18 protein-coding genes are annotated in these 24,027 nt (G+C 56.8%); 14 read left to right on the top strand and 4 right to left on the bottom strand.

Annotated elements, in window-relative coordinates:
- Nucleotides 1–2 precede the first annotated feature (2 nt).
- The 4 genes from gudD (at nucleotide 3) to AC6I8J_RS14835 (ending at nucleotide 4,267) form a co-directional block, all read left to right on the top strand.
- Entirely contained in the window at nucleotides 3–1,334 is a 1,332-nt protein-coding gene (gene gudD / locus AC6I8J_RS14850) for a glucarate dehydratase (RefSeq protein ID WP_161732819.1), read from the top strand.
- Between the two features lie 45 nt (nucleotides 1,335–1,379).
- Nucleotides 1,380–2,150 carry a 2-dehydro-3-deoxyglucarate aldolase gene (gene garL, locus AC6I8J_RS14845; protein WP_161732817.1) on the top strand — a complete coding sequence of 257 codons (771 nt, stop codon included), beginning with the start codon at nucleotides 1,380–1,382 and terminating at the stop codon, nucleotides 2,148–2,150.
- Nucleotides 2,095–3,054 carry a 2-hydroxy-3-oxopropionate reductase gene (gene garR / locus AC6I8J_RS14840; RefSeq protein ID WP_256497762.1) on the top strand — a complete coding sequence of 320 codons (960 nt, stop codon included), beginning with the start codon at nucleotides 2,095–2,097 and terminating at the stop codon, nucleotides 3,052–3,054. The genes garL and garR overlap by 56 nt, the downstream gene beginning before the upstream one ends.
- A 73-nt stretch (nucleotides 3,055–3,127) precedes the next feature.
- Complete coding sequence (locus AC6I8J_RS14835; protein ID WP_161732813.1) at nucleotides 3,128–4,267, top strand: glycerate kinase; 1,140 nt, start codon at nucleotides 3,128–3,130, stop codon at nucleotides 4,265–4,267.
- 172 nt (nucleotides 4,268–4,439) lie between these two features.
- On the opposite strand, the gene barA is transcribed toward AC6I8J_RS14835, so the two are convergent.
- Nucleotides 4,440–7,175 (bottom strand): two-component sensor histidine kinase BarA, encoded by a 2,736-nt coding sequence (gene barA, locus AC6I8J_RS14830; RefSeq protein ID WP_161732811.1) that lies wholly within the window; start codon nucleotides 7,173–7,175, stop codon nucleotides 4,440–4,442.
- A 93-nt stretch (nucleotides 7,176–7,268) separates the two neighbouring features.
- On the opposite strand from barA, the gene rlmD reads away from it, so the two are divergent.
- From rlmD to queE, 6 genes are all read left to right on the top strand, one after another.
- Nucleotides 7,269–8,585, top strand: a complete 1,317-nt coding sequence (gene rlmD, locus AC6I8J_RS14825) for a 23S rRNA (uracil(1939)-C(5))-methyltransferase RlmD (protein WP_161732809.1) — start codon at nucleotides 7,269–7,271, stop codon at nucleotides 8,583–8,585.
- A gap of 29 nt (nucleotides 8,586–8,614) precedes the next feature.
- Nucleotides 8,615–10,846: a GTP diphosphokinase gene (relA, locus tag AC6I8J_RS14820; RefSeq protein WP_161732807.1), complete on the top strand. Its 2,232-nt coding sequence runs from the start codon at nucleotides 8,615–8,617 to the stop codon at nucleotides 10,844–10,846.
- Between the two features lie 156 nt (nucleotides 10,847–11,002).
- Nucleotides 11,003–11,791, top strand: coding sequence for a nucleoside triphosphate pyrophosphohydrolase (gene mazG / locus AC6I8J_RS14815; RefSeq protein WP_161732805.1), 789 nt, complete (start codon nucleotides 11,003–11,005; stop codon nucleotides 11,789–11,791).
- A gap of 230 nt (nucleotides 11,792–12,021) precedes the next feature.
- Entirely contained in the window at nucleotides 12,022–13,659 is a 1,638-nt protein-coding gene (gene pyrG / locus AC6I8J_RS14810) for a glutamine hydrolyzing CTP synthase (protein WP_013358881.1), read from the top strand.
- Nucleotides 13,660–13,735: 76 nt separating this feature from the next.
- Entirely contained in the window at nucleotides 13,736–15,031 is a 1,296-nt protein-coding gene (eno, locus tag AC6I8J_RS14805; protein ID WP_013358880.1) for a phosphopyruvate hydratase, read from the top strand.
- Between the two features lie 149 nt (nucleotides 15,032–15,180).
- Nucleotides 15,181–15,852: a 7-carboxy-7-deazaguanine synthase QueE gene (gene queE, locus AC6I8J_RS14800; protein WP_161732801.1), complete on the top strand. Its 672-nt coding sequence runs from the start codon at nucleotides 15,181–15,183 to the stop codon at nucleotides 15,850–15,852.
- Nucleotides 15,853–15,948: 96 nt separating this feature from the next.
- Here queE and queD read toward each other — a convergent pair whose 3' ends face one another.
- Nucleotides 15,949–16,308 (bottom strand): 6-carboxytetrahydropterin synthase QueD, encoded by a 360-nt coding sequence (gene queD / locus AC6I8J_RS14795; protein WP_497825518.1) that lies wholly within the window; start codon nucleotides 16,306–16,308, stop codon nucleotides 15,949–15,951.
- Nucleotides 16,309–16,606: 298 nt separating this feature from the next.
- Here queD and cysJ point away from each other — a divergent pair, with 298 nt between their 5' ends.
- The 3 genes from cysJ to AC6I8J_RS14780 are packed head-to-tail and all read left to right on the top strand — an operon-like array spanning nucleotide 16,607 to nucleotide 20,870.
- Nucleotides 16,607–18,418 (top strand): NADPH-dependent assimilatory sulfite reductase flavoprotein subunit, encoded by a 1,812-nt coding sequence (gene cysJ / locus AC6I8J_RS14790; RefSeq protein ID WP_161732797.1) that lies wholly within the window; start codon nucleotides 16,607–16,609, stop codon nucleotides 18,416–18,418.
- Nucleotides 18,418–20,139: an assimilatory sulfite reductase (NADPH) hemoprotein subunit gene (gene cysI, locus AC6I8J_RS14785; RefSeq protein WP_161732795.1), complete on the top strand. Its 1,722-nt coding sequence runs from the start codon at nucleotides 18,418–18,420 to the stop codon at nucleotides 20,137–20,139. Before cysJ ends, cysI begins: the two co-directional genes overlap by 1 nt.
- Nucleotides 20,136–20,870, top strand: a complete 735-nt coding sequence (locus AC6I8J_RS14780) for a phosphoadenylyl-sulfate reductase (RefSeq protein ID WP_497825517.1) — start codon at nucleotides 20,136–20,138, stop codon at nucleotides 20,868–20,870. Before cysI ends, AC6I8J_RS14780 begins: the two co-directional genes overlap by 4 nt.
- Nucleotides 20,871–20,933: 63 nt before the next feature.
- On the opposite strand, the gene AC6I8J_RS14775 is transcribed toward AC6I8J_RS14780, so the two are convergent.
- The gene (locus AC6I8J_RS14775) at nucleotides 20,934–21,218 is read right to left on the bottom strand and encodes a YciI family protein (RefSeq protein WP_161732792.1); all 285 of its coding nucleotides are present in this window, start codon (nucleotides 21,216–21,218) and stop codon (nucleotides 20,934–20,936) included.
- Between the two features lie 9 nt (nucleotides 21,219–21,227).
- Nucleotides 21,228–22,241 carry an aminopeptidase gene (locus AC6I8J_RS14770; protein ID WP_161732790.1) on the bottom strand — a complete coding sequence of 338 codons (1,014 nt, stop codon included), beginning with the start codon at nucleotides 22,239–22,241 and terminating at the stop codon, nucleotides 21,228–21,230.
- A gap of 365 nt (nucleotides 22,242–22,606) precedes the next feature.
- On the opposite strand from AC6I8J_RS14770, the gene cysG reads away from it, so the two are divergent.
- Nucleotides 22,607–24,022 (top strand): siroheme synthase CysG, encoded by a 1,416-nt coding sequence (gene cysG / locus AC6I8J_RS14765; RefSeq protein WP_222925050.1) that lies wholly within the window; start codon nucleotides 22,607–22,609, stop codon nucleotides 24,020–24,022.
- The last annotated feature ends 5 nt before the right edge of the window (nucleotides 24,023–24,027 follow it).

The raw sequence follows: 24,027 nt of genomic DNA, 5'->3' as shown, positions 1-24,027 counted from the left end.
AGATGAGTTCAACACCGAAAGTGACCGCCATGCAGGTTATTCCGGTCGCAGGCTACGACAGCATGCTGCTGAACCTCAGCGGCGCTCACTCGCCATTCTTTACCCGCAACATTGTGATTATCAAAGATAACGCCGGACACACCGGCGTCGGTGAAATCCCGGGCGGCGAGAAAATTCGCCAGACGCTGGAAGATGCCGCCTCGCTGGTGATCGGCAAAACGCTGGGTGAGTACAAAAATACCCTCAGCCTGGTGCGCAGTACTTTTGCCGACCGCGATGCGGGCGGACGCGGCAACCAGACCTTTGATCTGCGCACCACGATTCATGTGGTGACCGGCATCGAAGCGGCGCTGCTTGATCTGCTGGGTCAGCACCTGGGCGTCAACGTCGCCTCGCTGCTGGGCGACGGGCAGCAGCGCGACCGCGTTGAGATGCTCGGTTACCTGTTCTACATCGGCGACCGCACTAAAACCTCGCTCTCTTATCAGAATCAGCAAGACGATCCGTGCGACTGGTATCGCCTGCGCCACGAAGAGGCGTTAACGCCGGATGCGGTAGTGCGCCTGGCAGAAGCGGCTTATGAGAAATATGGCTTTAACGACTTCAAACTCAAAGGCGGCGTGCTGCGCGGCGGTGAAGAGGCTGAAGCGGTCACGGCGCTGGCTAAACGTTTTCCTGAAGCTCGCATTACCCTCGATCCCAACGGGGCCTGGTCGCTCAACGAGGCGATCATGCTCGGCAAACAGCTCAAAGATGTGCTGGCTTACGCAGAAGATCCCTGTGGTGCAGAGCAGGGCTATTCAGGCCGCGAAGTGATGGCGGAGTTCCGCCGTGCGACCGGCATGCCCACCGCCACCAATATGATCGCCACCGACTGGCGGCAGATGGGGCATACCCTGTCGCTGCAGTCGGTGGACATTCCGCTGGCCGATCCGCACTTCTGGACCATGCAGGGCTCGGTGCGGGTGGCGCAGATGTGTCACGACTTCGGCCTGACCTGGGGCTCGCACTCTAACAACCACTTTGATATTTCGCTGGCGATGTTTACTCATGTTGCCGCCGCCGCGCCGGGTGCCATTACCGCCATTGATACCCACTGGATCTGGCAGGAGGGCAATCAGCGCCTGACCAAAGAGCCGTTCCAGATTAAAGGCGGCATGGTGCAGGTGCCGCAGAAGCCAGGTCTTGGCGTAGAGCTGGATATGGATCAGGTGATGCAGGCCAATGCGCTCTATCAGAAGCAGGGACTGGGCGCGCGTGACGATGCTGAAGCGATGCAATTTTTAGTACCGGGATGGACTTTCGACAATAAACGCCCGTGCCTGGTACGTTAACCTTTCTGGCTCCCGCCGCGGAGCCACCGTCACAGGAGTTCAACCATGAGTAATGCAGCCTGGCCTAATGGATTTCGTCGTCGCCTGTTAGCGGGCGACACCCTGATTGGCAGCTGGTGTGCGCTGGCCAGTCCGATCTCAACTGAAATCCTGGGGCTGGCCGGTTTCGACTGGCTGGTACTGGATGGCGAACACGCGCCCAACGACATCACGACCTTCGTGCCGCAGCTGATGGCGCTGAAAGGCAGCCATAGCGCGCCCGTGGTGCGTCCGCCCTGCAACGAGCCGGTGATCATCAAGCGCCTGCTGGATATCGGGTTTAACAACTTCCTGGTGCCGTTTGTCGAGACCGAAGAGGAAGCCCTGCGGGCGGTCGCCTCAACCCGCTATCCGCCAGCCGGGATTCGCGGTGTCTCGGTGTCGCACCGCAGCAACATGTACGGCACGTTGCCGGATTACAACAGCACCATTAATGACAACATCACGGTGCTGGTTCAGATCGAAACTCAGCAGGCAGTCGACAACATTGACGCGATTGCAGCCGTTGACGGCGTCGACGGTATTTTTGTCGGGCCGGGCGATCTCTCCGCTGCACTGGGCTATCTCGGCCAGCCTGCGCATCCTGAAGTGCTGAAAGTGATTAAACACATTTTTGAACGTGCCAAAGCCGCCGGTAAGCCGAGCGGCATTCTGGCACCGGTGGAAGCGGACGCGCGTCGCTATCTGGAGTGGGGTGCCACCTTTGTGGCCGTCGGCAGCGATGTCGGGATGTTCCGCAACGCTTCGCAGACGTTATGCGACAAATTTAAGCGTTAATCAATCAAGGGGAAACGCAATGAAAATTGGATTTATCGGCCTGGGCATTATGGGCAAACCCATGAGTAAGAATCTGGTGAAAGCCGGTTATTCGCTGGTGGTACGCGACAACAACACCGAAAACGAAGCGGAACTGGCTAAACTGGGCGCGACCGTGGCGAAAACGCCAAAAGAGGTGGCTGAGCAGTGCGATGTGGTGATTACCATGGTGCCAAACTCGCCGCAGGTTATCGATGTCTGCCTGGGGAAAAACGGCATCATTGAAGGGGCGAAGCCGGGCCTGGTGGTGATCGACATGAGTTCGATTGCGCCACTGGCGAGCCGGGAAGTGCATGATGCGCTGGCAGAAAAGCAGATAAAAATGCTGGATGCACCGGTCAGCGGCGGCGAGCCAAAAGCGATTGAAGGCACACTCTCTGTGATGGTCGGCGGTGATAAAGCCGTGTTCGATTCCTGTTATGACATCATGAAATCAATGGCGGGATCGGTCGTGCATACCGGCGACATCGGTGCAGGCAACGTGACCAAGCTGGCAAACCAGGTGATTGTGGCGCTGAACATTGCGGCAATGTCCGAGGCGCTGTCGCTGGCGACTAAAGCGGGTGTGAATCCGGATTTGGTTTATCAGGCGATTCGCGGTGGGCTGGCGGGCAGTACGGTGCTGGATGCCAAAGCGCCGATGGTGATGGATCGCAACTTCAAACCCGGCTTTCGTATTGACCTGCATATCAAAGATCTGGCGAACGCGCTGGATACCTCGCACAGCATCGGGGCGCATCTGCCGCTGACGGCGGCGGTGATGGAGATGATGCAGGCACTGCGCAACGATGGACAGGGTAACGCCGACCACAGCGCGCTGGCCTGCTATTATGAGAAGTTAGCGAAGGTTGAAATCGCCCGCTAAAACCCGGTGCCGGTCTCCCCAAACCGGACTGGTCAGGAGCCGTTTTAATTACTCAACTGCGCTCGGATTGCCTATGAAAATCGTAATCGCACCGGATTCATATAAAGAGAGTTTATCCGCCCTGGATGTGGCATCGGCGATTGAAGCGGGTTTCCGTGACATTTTCCCCGATGCGCATTACGTGAAAATACCGGTCGCCGACGGTGGCGAAGGCACGGTAGAAGCGATGGTGGCGGCGACGAAGGGGAAAATCGTCAGGCTGAAGGTGACCGGGCCGCTGGGCACGCAGGTCGACGCCTTTTATGGCTTGTCCGGCGATGAGTCCACTGCTTATATCGAAATGGCAGCAGCCAGCGGACTGGAGCGGGTGCCAGCATCACAGCGTGACCCGCTGATCACGACCTCATTCGGCACCGGCGAGTTGATCCGACATGCGCTGGATAAGGGCGTCGGCCACATCATCATTGGTATCGGCGGCAGCGCCACCAACGACGGCGGTGCCGGGATGATGCAGGCGCTGGGTGCCCGATTGCTCGACACCCAGGGTAAAGAGATTGGCCAAGGTGGCGGCGCGCTCTCTCAGCTCGCTAGCATTGATATTGACGCCCTGGATGCCCGCATCCATCAGTGCCGCATTGAAGTGGCCTGTGACGTCACGAATCCGCTGACCGGCAAAGAGGGCGCATCGGCTATTTTCGGTCCGCAGAAAGGGGCGACCCCGGCGCTGGTGCAGCAGCTCGATCAGGCGCTGGCCCATTACGCTGAGATTATTCACCGCGATCTCGACATCGATGTGCTGCATATTCCCGGCGGCGGCGCGGCGGGCGGCATGGGCGCGGCGCTGCACGCCTTCTGTCAGGCGGAGCTGCGGCGCGGCATTGAGATTGTTACTGAGGCACTGGGCCTGGCTGAAGAAGTCAAAGATGCTGACCTGGTGATTACCGGTGAAGGGCGTATCGACAGCCAGAGTATTAATGGCAAGGTGCCGATTGGGGTTGCCAACGTGGCAAAGCGTTTTAACAAGCCGGTGATTGGCATCGCCGGAAGCCTGACGGCGGATGTCGGCGTGGTGCATCAGCACGGGATTGATGCAGTGTTTAGCGTGCTCTACAGCATCTGTACACTCGAAGAGGCACTTGCGGATGCCGGAAAGAATGTTGAGATGACAGCGCGTAACGTGGCCGCGACGTTAAAACTGGCCGGATTTCACTGACCGTCAGGACTATCAGGCCAGGCAATGCGGGCCTGATAGTCCTGACGGTGATGCTGGTGGTAAGCATAGTTTTACGGCATCAGCCTTTTACCCCGGAGGCAGGTGCGTCAGCGGAAGCTAACGCACCTGCCGGTTAGCGTTTGCGCGAATAACAGGCGTGGCAGCAGGTCCGTCAGACTTCCCCGAATCCTAACAGTCGCCGGGCTTCTCTGGCGACGTTCTCCATCTCATCCTGCAGCTCCAGCAGCTCCGGCTCCAGCGCAGCGATATCGCTGGCCTCCAGTAGCCCGCGTTCCAGCTGATGACAGAGTTGCTTCATGCGCGGCACGCCGCTGTAGCTGGCACTGCCGTGCAGCTTGTGAATAATTTCACGCAGGGCGTTGACCTCATTGGCCGCCATAAACTGCGCCATCTTCGCATGCACTTCCGGTAAAAATTCCAGCAGCATGCGTAGCAGATCGCGCGCCAGATCCGGTTTGTTCGCCGCCTGTCGCAGCGCCAGCTGCCAGTCCAGCGTCGGTAATATCGGCTGCAGTTCCGGCAGGGAGACCACTGGCGGCGGCGTATAGCGTGCCAGCAGTTGTCTCAGCTTGCTCTCATCAATCGGCTTGGCAAGATAGTCATTCATGCCCGCCTTGATCAGCTGCTCACGCTCGCCATCAATCGCATGTGCGGTCACCGCCACAATCGGTGTATTCGCGTGATGCGGCAGACCCCGGATAATTTCGCTGGCACGAATGCCATCAATTTCGGGCATCTGAATATCCATCAGAATCACATCCAGCGACTGCTGACGCGCTGCGCGGATGGCGTGTTCGGCGCTGCTGCACAGCAGGATGTTCTGCACCTGCTCCTCCAGCAGCGCGCCAATCAGCTTGAGGTTGGCGGGATTGTCATCCACCGCCATCACCGTTAGCGGTAGACGCGGTGACAGCGGCAGCTCGCTGATCTGACGGGTATGGAGATCCAGTAACATCGGCAGAAGCCGTGTCAGTGAGATCGGCTTAGCAATGCAGCCGTCAATGCCGCGTACCTTCAGTTCATCAGCCAGCAACATCATCGGGCTGGGAAGGGCCATCAGCACGTTGTCTGCCCGATCCAGCAGCCCATTGATCAGGCGCTCATTAAGTAGTGCAGGCTGGCTGATACCGACCGGCATCGCCATCAGCAGCAGCGGATAGTGAGATTCTTTCAAACCTTCCAGCGTTTCGCTGTAGTCGATCTGCAATGGAGTGGCGCTTAACATCTCCAGCGCGGCGCTGGCAACGTTAGCATCCGCTTCCACATAGGCAATGCGCGCATGGGACAGCGCATCCAGCACGCGAGGCATACCGGGTGCATTGGGATTAAGATCCAGCTGTACGCGAATCACAAAGGTCGACCCCTGATCCGGCTGGCTGCTGAAGGTGATTTCTCCTCCCATCTCCCGCACCAGTTTCTGGGTGATGACCAGACCCAGCCCGGTGCCGCCATGGCGGCGCGTAATGCTGGCGTCAGCCTGACGGAACGCCTGGAACAGCTGTGTCTGCTGCTGCTCAGAGATGCCGATGCCGGTGTCCTCAACCTGAATCTCCAGCTCGACGCGCGACTGGGTAATCACCCGCTGTCCGACGCGCATGCCGATGTAACCCTGCTCGGTAAACTTGATGGCGTTACCAATCAGGTTGATCAGAATCTGTTGCAGACGCAGCGCATCGCCAATCACGTTGTCCGGTACGCTGCTGTCACATACCACCGTCAGCTCCAGCCCCTTTTCATGCGCCGACGGCGCCAGCAGCACCAGGGTTTCATCCAGCGTGGCGCGCAGCGGGAAGGGGATTGCCTCCAGCATCAGCTTGCCTGCTTCCAGCTTCGAAAAATCGAGGACGTCATTGATAATACTGAGCAGGTTATTTGCCGAGCGCTCAATGGTCTGCATATAGTCGCGCTGGGTGGTGCGCAGTTGGGTTTTCAGCATCTGCCGGGTAAAGCCCAGCACGCCATTGAGCGGCGTTCGCAGCTCATGCGACATATTGGCCAGAAACTCAGATTTGATACGTGCGGCTTCCTGCGCGCGTTTCTTCGCCAGATCCAGTTCAACGTTCTGAATTTCCAGCTGCTCCAGCGTCTCTCTTAAATCCCAGGTTGCCTGGTCGATATTGTGCTGCATCTCTTCGTGATAGGCGGTCAGCGACATCGCCATCGCGTTAATGCCGTTTTTCAGAATGTTGAGTTCACCCAGCATGTAGCCCTCAACGCGGCTGTCGAGCTGGCCGCGACGGATGCGGTCAACGGTAGTGACCATATTGCGGATCGGGCCGGTGACATCGCGCATCAGACGATAAGCAAATAGCATGGCAAGACAGAGGCAGAAGAGCAGCATCAGCGTGGCAACAAACACCTCTTTGTACTGCTGTAACCGCACCGACTGCAGATCCAGTTCAATCGCCACATAGCCCAGCGGATTGCCCGCTGGCTTGGCATCTTCATCCGGTAATTCGTCCACATCGTAACGCTCAGAAGTAATCGGCGTACGCAGAATTAATAGGCTGCCGTGGCGCTCCATTGAGACATCGTCAGGCAGGGCGCGGATATCATTCTGTTGCAGCAGGCTGAGGTTTTGCTTGTGGTTCGAGGTGACATAAAGCTGATTGTGATTATCAAACACCGAGATGGCCCGGACGATGCCGGAATGGCGGCGGTGCAGCAGGCTGACCAGTTCACGCATGGCATCACGGTTGTGCCACGTCATGCTGTATTCGCTGGAGATCGCCAGGGGTTCGATGATGTTAGCCCCGGCATCAATCACCTGGCGCTGCAGTTCGTTGTAGCGGTGCACCACAAAAAAGGAGCTGAGCAGCAGGCCAACCATCAGCGTGGGTGCCAGGATTAAAATCATCATTCGCGCCCGCAGGCTGTATTTGGTCATAATAGTCGCCTGGCTACTCCGGCATTAACGTCCCTGTGCATGCTGTCGGCAAAACGATGCAGGCCGTTTTCGATAAAGAGAATGAATAACACTATGGCGCAATTCTACGTTGCAAAACAGCGCGTGACGACGCAACAACGGATCACCGTCACCATTGAGGAGCTCGACCCGTTCGGGCAGGGGGTGGCGCGCCACAAGGGCAAAACCCTTTTTGTCACGGGTGCTCTGCCGGGTGAACAGGCGGAGGTCGTGCTGACAGAGGATAAACGTCAATTTGCCCGGGCGAAAGTGACACGACTGATTAGCCGCAGCCCGGAGCGCGTCACGCCGCGCTGCCCGCACTACGATCGCTGCGGCGGCTGCCAGCAGCAGCATGCCGATGTGGCGCTGCAACAGCAGAGCAAATCCCAGGCCCTGAGCCGGATGCTGAGCCAGGCCGCAGCACAGAACGTGGCGGTAGATGAGGTGATCGCCGGTCAGCCCTGGGGCTACCGTCGTCGCGCCCGTCTGGGTCTGCAATGGCAAAATAAAGCGCAACGCTTACAGATGGGCTTTCGTCAGGAAGCCAGCAACGATCTGGTCGATATTCAGCACTGCCCCATTTTAGCGCCCGAACTTGAAGCGTTACTGGTTCCGCTGCACCAGTGCCTCAGTGAGTTGCGCGCCGTCAGGCGTCCCGGACATGTGGAACTGGTGCTGGCGGATAACGGCCCGCTGATGATTCTGCGCCATCTTGATGCGCTGCATGCCAGCGATCGTGAAAAACTGGAACAGTTTTCGCATAAGCATCAGCTTATGCTGTTCCTGGATGCCGGTGATGAAGCATTGACCGCGTTAAGTGAATCGACGCCGTTTTATCATTCGCACCAGCTTAAGCTAACCTTCAGCCCACAGGATTTTATTCAGGTTAACGATGCGGTTAATCAGCAGATGGTCGCGAAGGCGATCGCCTGGCTCGATCTGCAGCCGGAAGACCGGGTGCTGGATCTGTTTTGCGGCATGGGAAACTTCACACTTCCTATAGGAATCTTCGTACATAATGTGGTTGGTGTGGAGGGGATTGCAGCATTAGTACGGCAGGCAGCGTATAATGCTGATTTGAATAATCTTAAAAATGTCAGTTTCTTTCAGCATAATCTGGAAGAAGAGGTGTCGCGCCAGCCGTGGGCGGCACAGGGATTTAACAAGGTATTACTCGATCCGGCACGTGCCGGGGCTGCGGGCGTCATGGCGCATGTGGTTAAACTTGCACCAGAACGCGTGGTCTATGTTTCGTGTAATCCCACAACACTCGCCCGCGACAGTCAGACATTGCTGTCGGCAGGCTACCAATTGGAAAGGGTCGCGATGCTGGATATGTTCCCACATACCCGTCATCTCGAATCCATGGTGCTGTTCAGAAAAACATAAGCGATGAATGTCGTTGTGCAGGAGAGGTTATGGTTGCGGTCAGAAGTGCGCATTTAAATACTGAGGGGGACTTCGCCCTCGACCAGTGGATCGCCAGTCTCGGTATTGCCAACCCGCAATCCTGTCAACGCGTTGCTGAGACCTGGCGCTACTGCGAAGCGCAGACGCAGGGCCATCCCGATCAGTCGCTGCTCCTGTGGCGCGGTATTGAGATGGTGGAAATCCTCTCCATGCTCAGCATGGATATTGAAAGCCTTTGTGCGGCGCTGATTTTCCCGCTGGCTAACGATGAAGTGGTGAGTGAAGAGGAGCTGGAAACTGCCGTCGGCAAAGGCATCGTCTCGCTGGTACACGGCGTGCGCGATATGGACGCCATCCGCCAGCTGAAAGCGATCCATAACGACTCCATGGCCTCTGAACAGGTCGATAACGTCCGCCGCATGCTGCTGGCGATGGTGGAAGACTTTCGCTGCGTGGTGCTCAAGCTGGCCGAACGCATCATGAACCTGCGCGAAATGAAAGATGCGCCGGAAGATGAGCGGGTGCTGGCCGCCAAAGAGAGCACCAACATCTATGCGCCCCTGGCCAACCGTCTTGGTATTGGACAGCTCAAATGGGAGCTGGAAGATTACTGCTTCCGCTACCTGCATCCCGACGAATATAAGCGCATCGCCAAATTACTACATGAGCGAAGAATCGACCGCGAGCAGTACATCGATAACTTCGTCAGCAACCTGCGCAAAGAGATGGCCAAAGAGGGAGTGCGCGCCGAAGTCTATGGTCGCCCGAAACATATCTACAGCATCTGGCGCAAGATGCAGAAAAAGTCGCTGGCCTTCGATGAGCTGTTTGACGTACGGGCGGTGCGCATCGTGGCCGATCGCCTGCAGGATTGCTATGGCGCGCTGGGTACGGTGCATACGCTCTATCGCCATCTGCCCAGTGAGTTTGATGACTACGTCGCTAACCCCAAACCCAACGGCTATCAGTCAATTCATACGGTGGTGTTAGGGCCGCAGGGTAAAACGGTGGAAATCCAGATCCGTACCCGCCAGATGCATGAAGATGCCGAGCTGGGCGTGGCGGCGCACTGGAAATATAAAGAGGGGCCAACCTCCAGCAGCGCGCGCGGCGCGGCGGGTCATGAAGAGCGTATTGCCTGGCTGCGTAAGTTGATTAGCTGGCAGGAAGAGATGGCCGACTCCGGCGAGCTGCTGGAAGAGGTCCGCAGTCAGGTGTTCGACGACCGGGTCTACGTTTTCACCCCGAAAGGTGACGTGGTGGATCTGCCGGCCGGTTCGACGCCGCTCGACTTTGCCTATCATATTCATAGTGACATCGGTCACCGCTGCATCGGTGCAAAAATCGGTGGTCGCATCGTGCCGTTCACCTATCAGCTGCAGATGGGCGATCAGGTTGAAGTGATCACCCAGAAACAGCCGAACCCGAGCCGCGACTGGCTCAATCCGAATCTGGGCTATATCACGACCAGCCGTGGACGCTCGAAGATCCACAACTGGTTCCGAAAACAGGATCGCGACAAGAACATTATCGCCGGACGGCAGATTCTGGATAACGAACTGAATCAGCTCGATATCAGCCTGCGCGAAGCGGAAAAACTGCTGCTGCCGCGCTATAACGTGACCTCACTGGAGGAGCTGCTGGCGGCCATTGGCGGCGGCGATATCCGTCTTAACCAGATGGTTAACTTCCTGCAGGCGAAGCTGAATAAGCCGAGTGCTGAAGAGGAAGATCGCGAAGCGCTGCGCCAGCTGACCCAGAAATCCTACTCGCAGCCCGCACGCAAAGAGAGTGGACGCGTGGTCGTCGAGGGCGTAGGCAATCTGATGCACCACATTGCCCGCTGCTGTCAGCCGATTCCGGGCGATGATATTGTTGGCTTTATCACCCAGGGGCGCGGCATCTCAATTCACCGCGCCGACTGCGACCAGCTCTCTGAACTGATTTCACATGCGCCGGAACGTATCGTCGATGCCGTGTGGGGCGAGAGCTACTCCAGCGGTTACTCGCTGGTGGTGCGCGTCACCGCCAACGATCGCAGCGGCTTGCTGCGTGACATCACTACCATTCTCGCCAACGAGAAAGTGAATGTACTGGGCGTCTCAAGCCGCAGCGACACTAAAAAGCAGCTGGCGACCATCGACATGGATATTGAGATCTACAACCATCAGGTACTGGGACGTGTCCTGGCGCGCCTGAACCAGGTCTCTGATATTATTGACGCCCGCCGCCTGCACTGATATTCAGCTGCACTGCGGCAACCGGCAACAGGAGGTTGCGCGGACGTTTTCTGCGGTACTTGAGAGTGCCGGACGCGGTTCATCCCGTCCGGCACTGTTATACGCCTCGCCTCCTTGCCCGCTTCCTGTCACCTGACTACTCAAGGACCCGTCTGAATGAACGCTATTGAGCGCCTGCTTGGCATCATGAAAACCCTGCGCGATCCCCTCCATGGCTGCCCGTGGGATCGTGAACAGACCTTCACTTCTATCGCGCCCTATACGCTGGAAGAGACCTACGAAGTGCTGGACGCCATCCAGCGCGAAGATTTTGACGATCTGCGCGGCGAACTGGGCGATCTGCTGTTTCAGGTGGTGTTCTATGCGCAGATGGCCAGCGAACAGGATCGCTTTAATTTTGAGGATATCTGTCACGCCATCAGTGACAAGCTGGAGCGCCGTCATCCGCACATTTTTGGCGATGCCACGGCAGAAACCAGCAGTGACGTGCTGAAAAACTGGGAAGCGATTAAAACCGCCGAACGGGCTGATAAAGCCCAGCATTCAGCGCTGGACGACATTCCTAAAGCGCTGCCCGCACTGATGCGTGCTCATAAGATTCAGAAGCGCTGTCACAATGTGGGATTCGACTGGACTACGCTGGGGCCGGTGGTGGCAAAAGTGCATGAAGAGATTGATGAAGTGATGCACGAAGCACAGCAGAGCGTGGTGGACAGTGAAAAGCTGGAAGAGGAGATGGGTGACCTGCTGTTCGCCACCGTTAACCTGTCGCGCCATCTTGGCAGTAAAGCGGAAACGGCGCTGCAAAAGGCCAATGACAAGTTTGAGCGCCGGTTCCGCGAAGTCGAAGCGATCATCGCAGCACAGGGGTTAAGCATGCCGGGCGCCACGCTGGAGCAGATGGAAGCGGCCTGGCAGCAGGTAAAACTGGGCGAAAAAAGCTGATTATTCCAGCGCTGTGCATAAAGTCGCCATGTGTGCTTACTCGTTTCAGCGCGGCAACAACTTTGTGACGCACATCAACATTTCATTGGCAGCTATCCGCTATGGTAGGACGCAGCAATGCGTTGGAGGATGGCTGTGATTCATCAATTGTGGCTGATAGCGGTTTCCAGTATACTGTTTTCCCGTCCTGGTTATTCCACCGTCTTTAAACCTAAACTCTCAGGTTCAGCATGACAACGAATTATATTTTTGTGACCGGCGGGGTCGTTTCCTCTCTGGGTAAAGGCATTGCCGCCGCCTCCCTCGCAGCCATTCTCGAAGCTCGTGGTCTGAACGTGACCATCATGAAGCTGGACCCGTATATCAACGTGGATCCAGGCACCATGAGCCCGACCCAGCACGGCGAAGTTTTCGTCACTGATGACGGCGCTGAAACCGATCTCGATCTGGGTCACTACGAGCGCTTCATCCGCACCAAAATGTCGCGTCGTAACAACTTCACCACCGGCCGTATCTACTCAGAAGTCCTGCGCAAAGAGCGCCGTGGCGACTATCTGGGTGCAACCATTCAGGTTATCCCGCACATCACCAACGCCATCAAAGAACGCATTATTGAAGGCGGTGAAGGTCATGATGTGGTGCTGGTCGAAATCGGCGGCACGGTAGGGGATATCGAATCACTGCCATTCCTGGAAGCGATTCGCCAGATGGCCGTGGATGTGGGCCGTGAACACACCATGTATATGCACCTGACGCTGGTACCGTACATGGCGGCTGCCGGTGAAGTGAAAACCAAACCGACTCAGCACTCCGTAAAAGAGCTGCTGTCGATTGGTATCCAGCCAGATGTGCTGATTTGCCGTTCTGACCGTGCCGTACCGGCCAACGAACGTGCCAAAATCGCCCTGTTCTGTAACGTTCCTGAAAAAGCGGTAATCTCGCTGAAAGACGTTGATTCCATCTACAAGATTCCTGGCATGCTTAAGTCGCAGGGCCTGGATGACTATATCTGCAAGCGCTTCAACCTGAATGCACCGGAAGCCAACCTGGCCGAGTGGGAGCAGGTGATCTACGAAGAAGCTAATCCGGGTGGTGAAGTCACCATCGGTATGGTGGGCAAGTATGTTGAGCTGCCGGATGCCTACAAATCCGTTATCGAAGCGCTGAAACATGGTGGCCTGAAAAATCGTGTCACCGTGAACATCAAACTGATCGATTCGCAGGATGTTGAATCCCGCGGTGTCGAATTACTGAAAGATCTGGATGCGATTCTGATCCCGGGTGGCTTCGGCTACCGTGGTGTGGAAGGCAAGCTGATGACCGCACAGTACGCACGTGAAAACAACGTGCCGTACCTGGGCATCTGTCTGGGCATGCAGGTTGCGCTGATGGAGTTCGCGCGTAATGTTGCGGGCATGCCGGGCGCCAACTCCACTGAATTTGTGCCAGACTGTAAATACCCGGTGGTGGCATTAATCACCGAATGGCGTGACGAAGAAGGCAACGTCGAAGTCCGCAGCGAGCAGAGCGATCTGGGCGGCACCATGCGTCTGGGCAGCCAGCAGTGTCAGTTAACGCCGGGCAGCCAGGTTCGCCAGCTCTACGGCTCTGACACCATCGTTGAGCGCCATCGCCACCGCTATGAAGTGAACAATATGCTGTTAAAGCAGATTGAAGCAGCCGGTCTGCGCGTAGCAGGTCGCTCTGGTGATGATCAACTGGTTGAGATTATCGAGATCCCGAACCATCCGTGGTTTGTGGCCTGCCAGTTCCACCCTGAGTTTACCTCGACCCCACGCGACGGCCATCCGTTGTTTGCCGGCTTTGTTAAAGCCGCGCATGAGCATCAGAAGCGTTTAGCGAAGTAAGTTTCACAGACAACGCGCGAACTTTTCGCGCGTTGTCTGTCTTAGGATTGACTAACTTGTACTGAGGAAAATCGTAATGTCCAAAATCGTAAAAGTCATCGGTCGCGAAATTATCGACTCACGTGGTAACCCGACTGTTGAAGCTGAAGTGCATCTGGAAGGCGGTTTTGTAGGCCTGGCCGCTGCGCCATCAGGTGCCTCTACCGGTTCACGCGAAGCGCTGGAACTGCGTGACGGTGACAAATCACGTTTCCTGGGCAAAGGCGTAACCAAAGCCGTTGCTGCAGTAAACGGTCCGATTGCTGAAGCGGTAAAAGGCAAAGACGCGAAAGATCAGGCGAACATCGATAAGATCATGATCGACCTGGACGGTACTGAGAACAAATCTAACTTCGGTGCTAACGCCATTCTGGCTGTGTCACTGGCAGCGGCTAAAGCAGCTGCAGCTTCTAAAGGTCAGGCGCTGTATGAGCACATCGCTGAGCTGAACGGCACCCCAGGCAAATACTCTATGCCACTGCCTATGATGAACATCATCAACGGCGGCGAACATGCCGACAACAACGTCGACATCCAGGAATTCATGATCCAGCCGGTTGGCGCTTCTAACGTTAAAGAAGCTATCCGTATGGGTTCTGAAGTATTCCACAACCTGGCAAAAGTGCTGAAAAGCAAAGGCATGAGCACGGCAGTGGGTGACGAAGGCGGCTACGCGCCTAACCTGGGTTCCAACGCCGAAGCGCTGGCTGTCATCGCTGAAGCGGTAAAAGCAGCAGGCTACGAGCTGGGCAAAGACATCACTCTGGCGATGGACTGTGCGGCATCTGAGTTCTACAAAGATGGCAAATACGTTCTGGCCGGTGAAGGCGGTAAAGCGTTCACCTCTGAAGAGTTCACCCACTTCCTGGAAGATCTGACTAAACAGTATCCGATCGTCTCTATCGAAGATGGCCTGGATGAATCTGACTGGGACGGCTTCGCTTACCAGACCAAAGTGCTGGGCGATAAAATCCAGCTGGTGGGCGACGACCTGTTCGTGACCAACACCAAAATTCTGAAAGAAGGTATCGATAAAGGTATCGCTAACTCCATTCTGATCAAATTTAACCAGATCGGTTCTCTGACCGAAACCCTGGCTGCGATCAAAATGGCGAAAGATGCGGGCTACACTGCCGTGATCTCTCACCGTTCAGGCGAAACGGAAGATGCAACCATCGCTGACCTGGCGGTAGGTACTGCAGCGGGCCAGATCAAAACCGGTTCAATGAGCCGTTCTGACCGTGTTGCTAAGTACAACCAGCTGATCCGTATCGAAGAAGCGCTGGGTTCTAAAGCGCCATTCAACGGTCTGAAAGAAGTTAAAGGTCAGTAATGACCCTGTGCTGATGGCGCGTTAAGCGGCATCGCATACACTGAAAGCCCCGCCTTGTGCGGGGCTTTTGCTTTTTCGTGTCGCGCAGCTGTTGTTGTGCGGTACACGCTGGCATAATCAGCGCCCCGATTTATCCAGGCGAGTAAAAAATGTTCTACCCGATTAACGAAATGTTCCAGACACTGCAGGGCGAAGGTTATTACACCGGCGTGCCTGCTATTTTCATCCGCCTGCAGGGCTGCCCGGTGGGCTGTAGCTGGTGTGATACCAAACATACCTGGGAAAAGCGGGCAGATCGGGAAACGTCGCTGGGCGATATTTTGATCAAGACAGTGGAAAGCGACGCCTGGGGTGATGCCGATGCGGCGACCCTGGTGAGTGCCATTGCGCAGCAGGGCTGGACGGCGCGCCACGTGGTGATTACCGGTGGTGAACCGGCGATTTATGACCTGCGTCCGTTAACGACTGCGCTGGAGCAGCACGGTTTCCAGTGCCAGATTGAGACCAGCGGAACCCACGAGATCCACTGTTCCGAACAGACCTGGGTGACTGTCTCCCCGAAGGTCAACATGCGCGGCGGCTACGATGTGCTGCCCCAGGCGCTAAGCCGGGCCGATGAAATTAAACATCCTGTGGCGCGTCAGCGTGATGTGGACGCACTGGATCTGCTGCTGGCGGGGATGGATGACACCAAAGCCCGAATTATCGCCCTGCAGCCCATCAGTCGCAAAGATGAGGCTACCCGACTCTGCATTGAGACCTGTATTGCACGCAACTGGCGTCTGTCGATGCAGACCCATAAATATCTCAATATCGCCTGATAAAGCGCGCGATGTCGTTAACCGCAGGAAAGAGGTGATTCAGATACGTGACGGAAAGGGAAATAGTGTCGGATCGAAGGGTTCGATCCGACAGGTTTAGCCGCGGTAAACGCAGCCTGCGGTGCAGGTTTCTTTGATCATGACCGCGCTTAACAGCGGCAGTTGCGGCTTAATCTGATCCCAGATCCATTTCGCCAGCACTTCGCTGGTGGGATTTTCCAGGCCAGGAATATCATTCAGATAGTAGTGGTCCAGCCGATTGTAAAGAGGCTTAAACACCGCCTTCAGTTCAGCAAAATCCATAACCCAGCCGGTATGCGCATCCACTTCGCCGGTAATCTCCAGACGAACCAGGAACGAATGACCGTGCAGACGGCCACATTTGTGTCCGGCCGGCACATTCGGAAGATGGTGCGCGGCTTCGAACTGGAACTCTTTAAACAAGGTGGTAGACATAGTGGTTCTCAGACATTTAAAAACCGCTGAATTCTACCTGATTACCGCTTTTTTCGCACCCGCGCCGCACAAAGCGATACTTTCCCATCCGATTACCGGATCGTGTCGAGCTAATTAACTAATAAATCACCCGTTTGCTTATCAGTTTTAACGATTAACCCTACCAGAAAAACCACTTAGTCATTTTGGTTATTTGATATGTCGAAGGTGTATTTAATCGTTAATATACGGACCGGTAACCTACGCACTCTTCCGCCACTTTACGGTCCGGACTTCTGATACTGGAATTTTTAACGCGATGACGACTCAGGCACCTGGTTCACTGCTTCCGCTCTCACCGGAACAACTCGCCCGCTTACAGGCGGCGACGACAGATTATTCCCCGACTCAACTGGCGTGGCTGTCAGGCTATTTCTGGGGCCGGGTAGAGCAGACGCCGGGTGGCGCCGTCGCCAGCAGCGCACCGTCCGCGCCCGCCGCTGAAGCGCCGGTTATTACCTTGCTTTCCGCCTCTCAGACCGGCAATGCCCGTCGCCTGGCGGAGCAGCTGCGTGATGATCTGCTGGCTGCGAAGCTGAACGTAAACCTGGTGAATGCCGGTGATTACAAGTTTAAGCAGATTGGCCAGGAAAAAATGCTGGTGGTGGTCACCTCTACTCAGGGCGAAGGTGAGCCACCGGAAGAGGCGGTGGCGCTGCATAAATTCCTGATGTCGAAGAAGGCACCGAAAATGGAGGGGGCGGCCTTTGCAGTGTTTGGCCTGGGCGATACCTCTTATGAATTCTTCAGTCAGGCGGGCAAAGATTTTGACAGCCGTCTGGCGGCGCTGGGCGGCGAACGTCTGCTGGACCGCGTTGATGCGGATGTCGAGTATGCAGAGCAGGCCACGGCCTGGCGCGGTGCGCTGACGGAAATTCTGAAAAAGCGCGTGCCGACCGAATCCCCGGCGCAGGCTGCGGCGACAGCGGCAGGCACCGTCAACGAAGTGACCACCAGTCCCTACAGCAAAGAGTCTCCACTCAGCGCCAGCCTGGCGGTGAATCAGAAAATTACCGGACGTGACTCAGACAAAGATGTGCGCCATATCGAAATCGATCTGGGCGACGCCGGTCTGCGCTATCAGCCTGGCGATGCGCTGGGCGTCTGGTATGAAAATGACGCGGCGCTGGTCAGCGAACTACTGGAGCTGGTCTGGCTGAAAGGCGATGAGTCAGTGGAGGTTCAGGGCAAAACCCTGCCGCTGGCTGAGGCGCTGCAGAAGCACTTTGAGCTGACAGTGAATACCGCGCAGATTGTCGCACAGTACGCTCAGCTGTCCCGTAACGCCGAGCTGCTGTCGCTGGTGGATGATAAAGCCCGTCTGCAGCAGTATGCGCAGCACTATCCGATTGTGGATATGGTGCGGCTGGCACCGGCTGAACTGAGCGCTGAACAGCTGACCGGGCTGCTGCGCCCGCTGACGCCGCGACTCTACTCTATCGCCTCTTCACAGGCCGAAACCGACACCGAAGTGCACATCACTGTAGGTGCCGTGCGCTTCGATATTGAAGGCCGCCAGCGCGGCGGCGGTGCATCGACCTGGCTGGCCGATCGTGTTGAAGAAGAGGGCGAAGTCCGCGTCTTCATCGAGCACAACGACAATTTCCGCCTGCCGGCTAATCCGGACGCGCCGGTGATCATGATTGGCCCGGGCACCGGCATCGCGCCGTTCCGCGCCTTTATGCAGCAGCGCGACAACGACGGTGCCAGCGGCAAAAACTGGCTATTCTTTGGTAATCCGCACTTCACCGACGATTTCCTCTATCAGGTGGAGTGGCAGAAATATGTGAAGGATGGCCTGCTGACGAATATTGACCTTGCCTGGTCACGCGATCAGGCAGAGAAGATTTACGTACAGGATAAGATCCGCGCGAAAGGGGCCGAAGTCTGGCGCTGGATTGAAGAGGGCGCGCATCTTTATGTCTGTGGCGACGCGAATCGTATGGCAAAAGACGTCGAGCAGGCATTGCTGGATGTGGTGGTCGAACACGGCGGAATGGATCGTGAAACGGCCGACGAATTTTTAAGTGAGCTGCGCATTGAGCGCCGTTATCAGCGAGACGTTTACTAATGAGTGATAAACACCCTGGACCGCTGGTTGTAGAAGGTAAGTTAACCGACGCTGAGCGCCTGAAGAAGCAGAGCAACTATCTGCGCGGCACCATTAAAGAAGATCTGGAAGAGGGTCTGACCGGTGGCTTTACCGGCGATAACTTCCTGCTAATCCGTTTTCACGGCATGTACCAGCAGGACGATCGCGACATTCGCGCTGAACGTGCGGAGCAGAAGCTGGAACCGCGCCACGCCATGATGCTGCGCTGCCGACTGCCGGGCGGGATCATTACGCCGACGCAGTGGCTGGCCATCGACAAATTTGCTACCGACAAAACCATTTATGGCAGCATCCGTCTGACCAACCGTCAGACCTTCCAGTTTCACGGCATTCTGAAGAAGAACGTCAAGCCAACGCATCAGATGCTGCATGAAGTGGGGCTGGATGCGCTGGCGACCGCCAACGACGTCAACCGTAACGTGCTCTGTACGTCGAACCCGGTTGAGTCGGAACTGCATCAGGAAGCGTATGAGTGGGCGAAGAAGCTCTCCGAGCATCTGCTGCCGCGCACCCGTGCCTATGCCGAGATTTGGTGGGATAAAGAAAAAGTCGCGACAACAGACGAAGAGCCGATTCTCGGTGAAACCTATCTGCCGCGTAAATTCAAAACGACGGTAGTGATCCCGCCGCATAACGATGTAGATCTGCACGCCAACGATCTGAACTTTGTCGCCGTCGCCGAGAACGGCAAGCTGGTGGGCTTCAACCTGCTGGTGGGAGGCGGTCTTTCGATCGAGCACGGTAACAAAGCGACTTACGCGCGTACCGCCAGCGAATTTGGTTACTTCCCGGTTGAAAAGATCCTCGATGTTGCCGAGGCGGTCGTGACGACGCAGCGTGACTGGGGTAACCGTACCGACCGTAAAAACGCCAAAACCAAGTACACCCTGGAACGCGTTGGCGTCGAGACCTTTAAAGCGGAAGTTGAAAAACGCGCTGGCCTGACGTTTGAGCCGATCCGTCCCTATGAGTTCACCACCCGTGGCGATCGCATTGGCTGGATCAAAGGCATCGACAACAAATGGCATCTGACGCTGTTTATCGAAAATGGTCGCCTGCTCGACTATCCGGGCCGACCGCTGAAAAGCGGCATCGCGGAAATTGCGAAAATCCATCAGGGTGACTTCCGCCTGACCGCCAATCAGAACCTGATTGTGGCGGGCGTGCCGGAAAGCGAAAAAGCGCAGATTGAAGCGATCGCCCGCGCACATGGTCTGATGGATCATGTGACGCCACAGCGCGAAAACTCGATGGCCTGCGTCGCGTTCCCGACCTGTCCGCTGGCGATGGCAGAAGCCGAACGCTTCCTGCCCGCGTTTGTGACTAAAGTCGAGGGCATCATGCACGCGCATGGCGTTGGTGATGAGCACATAGTGTTACGCGTTACCGGTTGTCCGAACGGTTGCGGCCGTGCCATGCTGGCTGAACTGGGTCTGGTGGGTAAAGCGCCAGGCCGCTACAACCTGCATCTGGGCGGAAACCGCAGCGGAACGCGTATTCCCCGTATGTATCGTGAAAACATTAACGAAAGCGAAATTCTCGCCACCATTGATGAGCTGGTGGGACGCTGGGCCACCGAGCGCCAGGCCGCTGAAGGCTTTGGTGACTTCACCATCCGCGCAGGCATTGTTGCGCCGGTGCTGGACCCGGCACGCGACTTCTGGGAGGAAGCAAAATGAGTCAGCCCGACCTCGCAGCACTGAATGAGATGTCCAAAGTCCAGCGTGCGATGGCGCTGGCGGCGACCAATGCGCAGCTGGAGAAGTCATCAGCAGAAGAGCGGGTCAGCTGGGCGCTGGAGAATCTGCCGGGCGCCTATGTGCTCTCCTCCAGTTTCGGTATTCAGGCCGCGGTGTCGCTGCATCTGGTGACGCGTCAGCAGCCCGATATTCCGGTGATCCTGACCGACACTGGCTATCTGTTCCCGGAGACCTATCGTTTTATTGATGAGCTGGCGAACCAGCTTAATCTCAACCTCAAAGTGTTCCGTGCCGAAACCTCACCGGCCTGGCAGGAAGCGCGCTATGGCAAACTGTGGGAGCAGGGGGTCGAGGGGATTGAGAAATATAACGAGATCAATAAAGTCGAGCCGATGAACCGGGCTATTGAAAGCCTGAGTGCCCAGACCTGGTTTGCCGGTCTGCGCCGCGATCAGTCCGGCAGCCGGGCGAATCTGCCGGTGCTGAGCGTGCAGCGAGGCGTCTTCAAGCTGCTGCCGATTATCGACTGGGATAACCGCCAGATTCATCAGTATCTGGAGCAGCACAAGCTGAAGTATCATCCGCTGTGGGATGAAGGCTACCTTTCGGTGGGCGATACCCACACCACCCGCAAGTGGGAGCCGGGTATGGCAGAAGAAGAGACGCGCTTCTTTGGTCTTAAACGCGAGTGTGGTCTGCACGAAGGCTGATGCCGTGCTTCTCTCCCCCGCCAGGGGGAGAGAATGTCTCCGTGCAGTCAGTCAGGCAGGAAGTTAAACGCCTTTTAATCCGGCAAACGCCTCCGCTGCACGGGTCACATTCACTTTCGTCACCTCATACTCCGCCACCGCGACAAACGGATCTTCCGCTAAGATCGCATCCAGCTTTTCACGTTCCATCTCCCTGACCATCAGCATGCCGCCCGTGCGTGGATCTTTACGTCCCGCGGCAATAAAAAAGCCCGCATCAAAATAGCGATCGAGCCAGTCGATATGGCCTGCCAGCAGCGCTTCAACCTCTTCTATCGGACGAACGTAATTCAGAAATACCACGTACATGTCAGATCCTCACACTTTGGGATTGGTCAGTTCGCTGAGCAGCGGCAGCAGCACGCGAACACTGTCGCGGGTTCGCAGGGTTATCTGGCCCGGCAGCCAGCGGTCGAGATAGCTCAGATTATCCAAATCAGTCTGATGACGGGTTACGCCATCAGGAAAGTGGTGGCTGCGATGACGCTGTAACGCGCCATCTTTATTTCCCAGCGTCCAGTTGCTGGCGGTGACATCCAGCAGCGGAAAGCCCGCCCTGTCGAAGGCATTCAGACCGTTGAAGTCTTTGCGATTCAGCTGGTGGCTGGCAGCGGGAATGCCCAACTGACGGGCCAGTAGCAGAGCGCGGTCGCTGGTCTGCTTGCGCACCGCCCGAGGCGTGTTCATGCCGCTGTTGAAATAGAGATGATCGCCGGTGATCAGGCTGTTCAGATCGATGACCAGCAGCGTATTTTTCTTCTCACGCGTGCTCATCCGCTCAACATAATCATCCATGCCGTGCAGATCGGTTTCTCCGGCGCTGAGCGCCACAAAGCGGATGCCGTAGTGCAGCGGTTTGTGACTCAACTGCTGTGCCAGCTCCAGCATCACGCCAAGACCCGACGCATTATCGTCGACGCCCTGCAGACGTAAGCCGCCCAGATTATGATGGACCTGGCTGCTGTTCTGCGGCGTCCAGGTATCCAGATGCGCCACGATCAGAATCTCCTGCGGCACGCTGCCTGCACGCGCGGCTATCACCGAGGTGGCCGTGAGCTTATGCCAGCGCTGCGTACCGTCATCCTCCTGCCATTTATAGCCGGTGTTGAACTGGCGGGTATCGGTTTTATACCCCAGCGCGGTAAATTGCTGTTGCAGATAGTCAGCGGCCATCAGCTCAGCCGGACTTCCGCTCATCCGGCCAGGAAAATAGGTGGCGATGTGCCGGACCTGCTGTTCGGCAAACTGACCCGCTGGCGCGGCCAGGACCAGCGGGGAAATGAGTGCGCTAAACAAAACTGTCGCGACCCTCAGGCGGAGGGAACAAAACATAGTGCATCCTTTTTTTTCATTATCCGGGAGCCAACAGGCATGCGGGCCAGGGCCAGCCATGCCGCGCGCATTATACGCCTTTTGTTCTGTGAGCTGGTTAGCGGAATCGGGCGCTGCTCTGAGCGAAAGCACGAACACACATTTATTACTGGCATTTATCTGCTTTTGCAGACGCAGGCGCGGCCCTGAATGTGTGAACCTGTTCACAAAAAAGCCATTAAATACATCTGCTAAGAACAAATTGTTCTGTGCTTTGCGGCGTCGTTATTCCATTCGGTAACTACTCATTCCAATTCGTAATTTCATCTGGATAAACTCAGCGACGTATAGTCGCGTTAATACAAAGTTAAATCATCAGGGTTAACGTGGACTATTTGCCTCTTTTTGCCGATCTCTCTGGCCGCCCGGTTCTGGTTGTCGGCGGTGGAGATATTGCGGCGCGAAAAATTGAACTGCTGCGTCGCGCGCGCGCGCGTATTCAGATCGCCTCTCGTGAACTCTGCCCTGAACTGCAGGCACTGCTGGATAAGCAGGAGCTGGAGTGGGTGGCGACCGCATTTGACCCGACCCAGCTGGATGATGTTTTCCTGGTGATTGCCGCCACCGACGACAACCAGCTTAATACCCAGGTTTTTGAAGCCGCAAACGCGCGGCATAAGCTGGTTAACGTGGTCGACGACCAGCCAAAATGCACCTTTATCTTCCCGTCGATTGTTGACCGCTCACCGCTGGTGGTGGCGATCTCCTCCAGCGGCACCGCACCGGTGCTGGCACGCATGCTGCGCGAAAAAATCGAAACGCTGCTGCCCGCCAGTCTTGGTCAGATGGCGGAGGTAGCCGGACTCTGGCGCGATAAGGTCAAACAGCGCTTCAGCCGCATGTCCGATCGTCGGCGTTTCTGGGAGCGTGCCTTCGACGGTCTGTTCGCCAGTCAGATGTCCGCCGGTAACGTCGAAGAGGCGAAGCGCACGCTGGATCGTGAACTGCTGGAAGAGCCAACCCGTCAGGGCGAGATCTTTCTGGTCGGTGCCGGGCCGGGCGACAGCGGCCTGCTGACGCTGCGTGGCCTGCAGGTAATGCAGTTAGCCGATGTGGTGCTCTACGACCATCTGGTCAGCGAAGAGGTGCTGGACCTGGTGCGTCGCGACGCCGACCGCATCTGCGTCGGTAAACGCGCCAGCGCGCATACGTTGCCGCAGGAAGAGATTAATCAGTTGCTGGTTTCACTGGCGCTGAAAGGTAAGCGCGTTGTCCGCCTTAAGGGCGGCGATCCCTTTATCTTTGGCCGCGGCGGCGAAGAGCTGCAGGCGGCACAGCAGGCGGGCGTGCCGTTCCAGGTGGTGCCGGGCGTCACCGCGGCTGCCGGCGCGACAGCCTATGCCGGGATTCCGCTGACCCATCGCGATTACGCGCAGAGCGTGATGTTTATTACCGGTCACTGCCGTCCCGATGGCGATGATATTGACTGGCCATCGCTGGCGCGTGCGCGTCAGACGCTGGCGATCTACATGGGCACGGTTAAAGCAGCCGCTATCAGCGCAGCGCTGATTCAGCACGGTCGCGCGCCATCAACGCCAGTGGCGGTGATCAGTCGCGGCACCCGTCAGGATCAACAGGTGCTGACCGGCACCTTAGAACAACTTGAGGCGCTGGCCGCCTCGGCACCTACTCCGGCGCTGCTGGTGATTGGAGAGGTGGTTAATCTGCACGGGCAACTCGCCTGGTTTAAACATTCAGCACAACAGGGGACTCGCGAGTCCGCCGTTGTCAATCTGGCTTGAGGGAA

This window comes from Pantoea sp. X-Soil-ISGK-355, from assembly GCF_059730805.1.
This window is presented reverse-complemented; position numbering and strand designations above follow the sequence as displayed.

Excerpts from the sequence above, each read along its gene's own strand:
- gudD (WP_161732819.1), top strand. The coding sequence starts at position 3 with ATGAGTTCAACACCGAAAGTGACCGCCATGCAGGTTATTCCGGTCGCA.
- garL (WP_161732817.1), top strand. The coding sequence starts at position 1,380 with ATGAGTAATGCAGCCTGGCCTAATGGATTTCGTCGTCGCCTGTTAGCG.
- garR (WP_256497762.1), top strand. The coding sequence starts at position 2,095 with ATGTCGGGATGTTCCGCAACGCTTCGCAGACGTTATGCGACAAATTTA.
- AC6I8J_RS14835 (WP_161732813.1), top strand. The coding sequence starts at position 3,128 with ATGAAAATCGTAATCGCACCGGATTCATATAAAGAGAGTTTATCCGCC.
- barA (WP_161732811.1), bottom strand. The coding sequence starts at position 7,175 with ATGACCAAATACAGCCTGCGGGCGCGAATGATGATTTTAATCCTGGCA.
- rlmD (WP_161732809.1), top strand. The coding sequence starts at position 7,269 with ATGGCGCAATTCTACGTTGCAAAACAGCGCGTGACGACGCAACAACGG.
- relA (WP_161732807.1), top strand. The coding sequence starts at position 8,615 with ATGGTTGCGGTCAGAAGTGCGCATTTAAATACTGAGGGGGACTTCGCC.
- mazG (WP_161732805.1), top strand. The coding sequence starts at position 11,003 with ATGAACGCTATTGAGCGCCTGCTTGGCATCATGAAAACCCTGCGCGAT.
- pyrG (WP_013358881.1), top strand. The coding sequence starts at position 12,022 with ATGACAACGAATTATATTTTTGTGACCGGCGGGGTCGTTTCCTCTCTG.
- eno (WP_013358880.1), top strand. The coding sequence starts at position 13,736 with ATGTCCAAAATCGTAAAAGTCATCGGTCGCGAAATTATCGACTCACGT.
- queE (WP_161732801.1), top strand. The coding sequence starts at position 15,181 with ATGTTCTACCCGATTAACGAAATGTTCCAGACACTGCAGGGCGAAGGT.
- queD (WP_497825518.1), bottom strand. The coding sequence starts at position 16,308 with ATGTCTACCACCTTGTTTAAAGAGTTCCAGTTCGAAGCCGCGCACCAT.
- cysJ (WP_161732797.1), top strand. The coding sequence starts at position 16,607 with ATGACGACTCAGGCACCTGGTTCACTGCTTCCGCTCTCACCGGAACAA.
- cysI (WP_161732795.1), top strand. The coding sequence starts at position 18,418 with ATGAGTGATAAACACCCTGGACCGCTGGTTGTAGAAGGTAAGTTAACC.
- AC6I8J_RS14780 (WP_497825517.1), top strand. The coding sequence starts at position 20,136 with ATGAGTCAGCCCGACCTCGCAGCACTGAATGAGATGTCCAAAGTCCAG.
- AC6I8J_RS14775 (WP_161732792.1), bottom strand. The coding sequence starts at position 21,218 with ATGTACGTGGTATTTCTGAATTACGTTCGTCCGATAGAAGAGGTTGAA.
- AC6I8J_RS14770 (WP_161732790.1), bottom strand. The coding sequence starts at position 22,241 with ATGTTTTGTTCCCTCCGCCTGAGGGTCGCGACAGTTTTGTTTAGCGCA.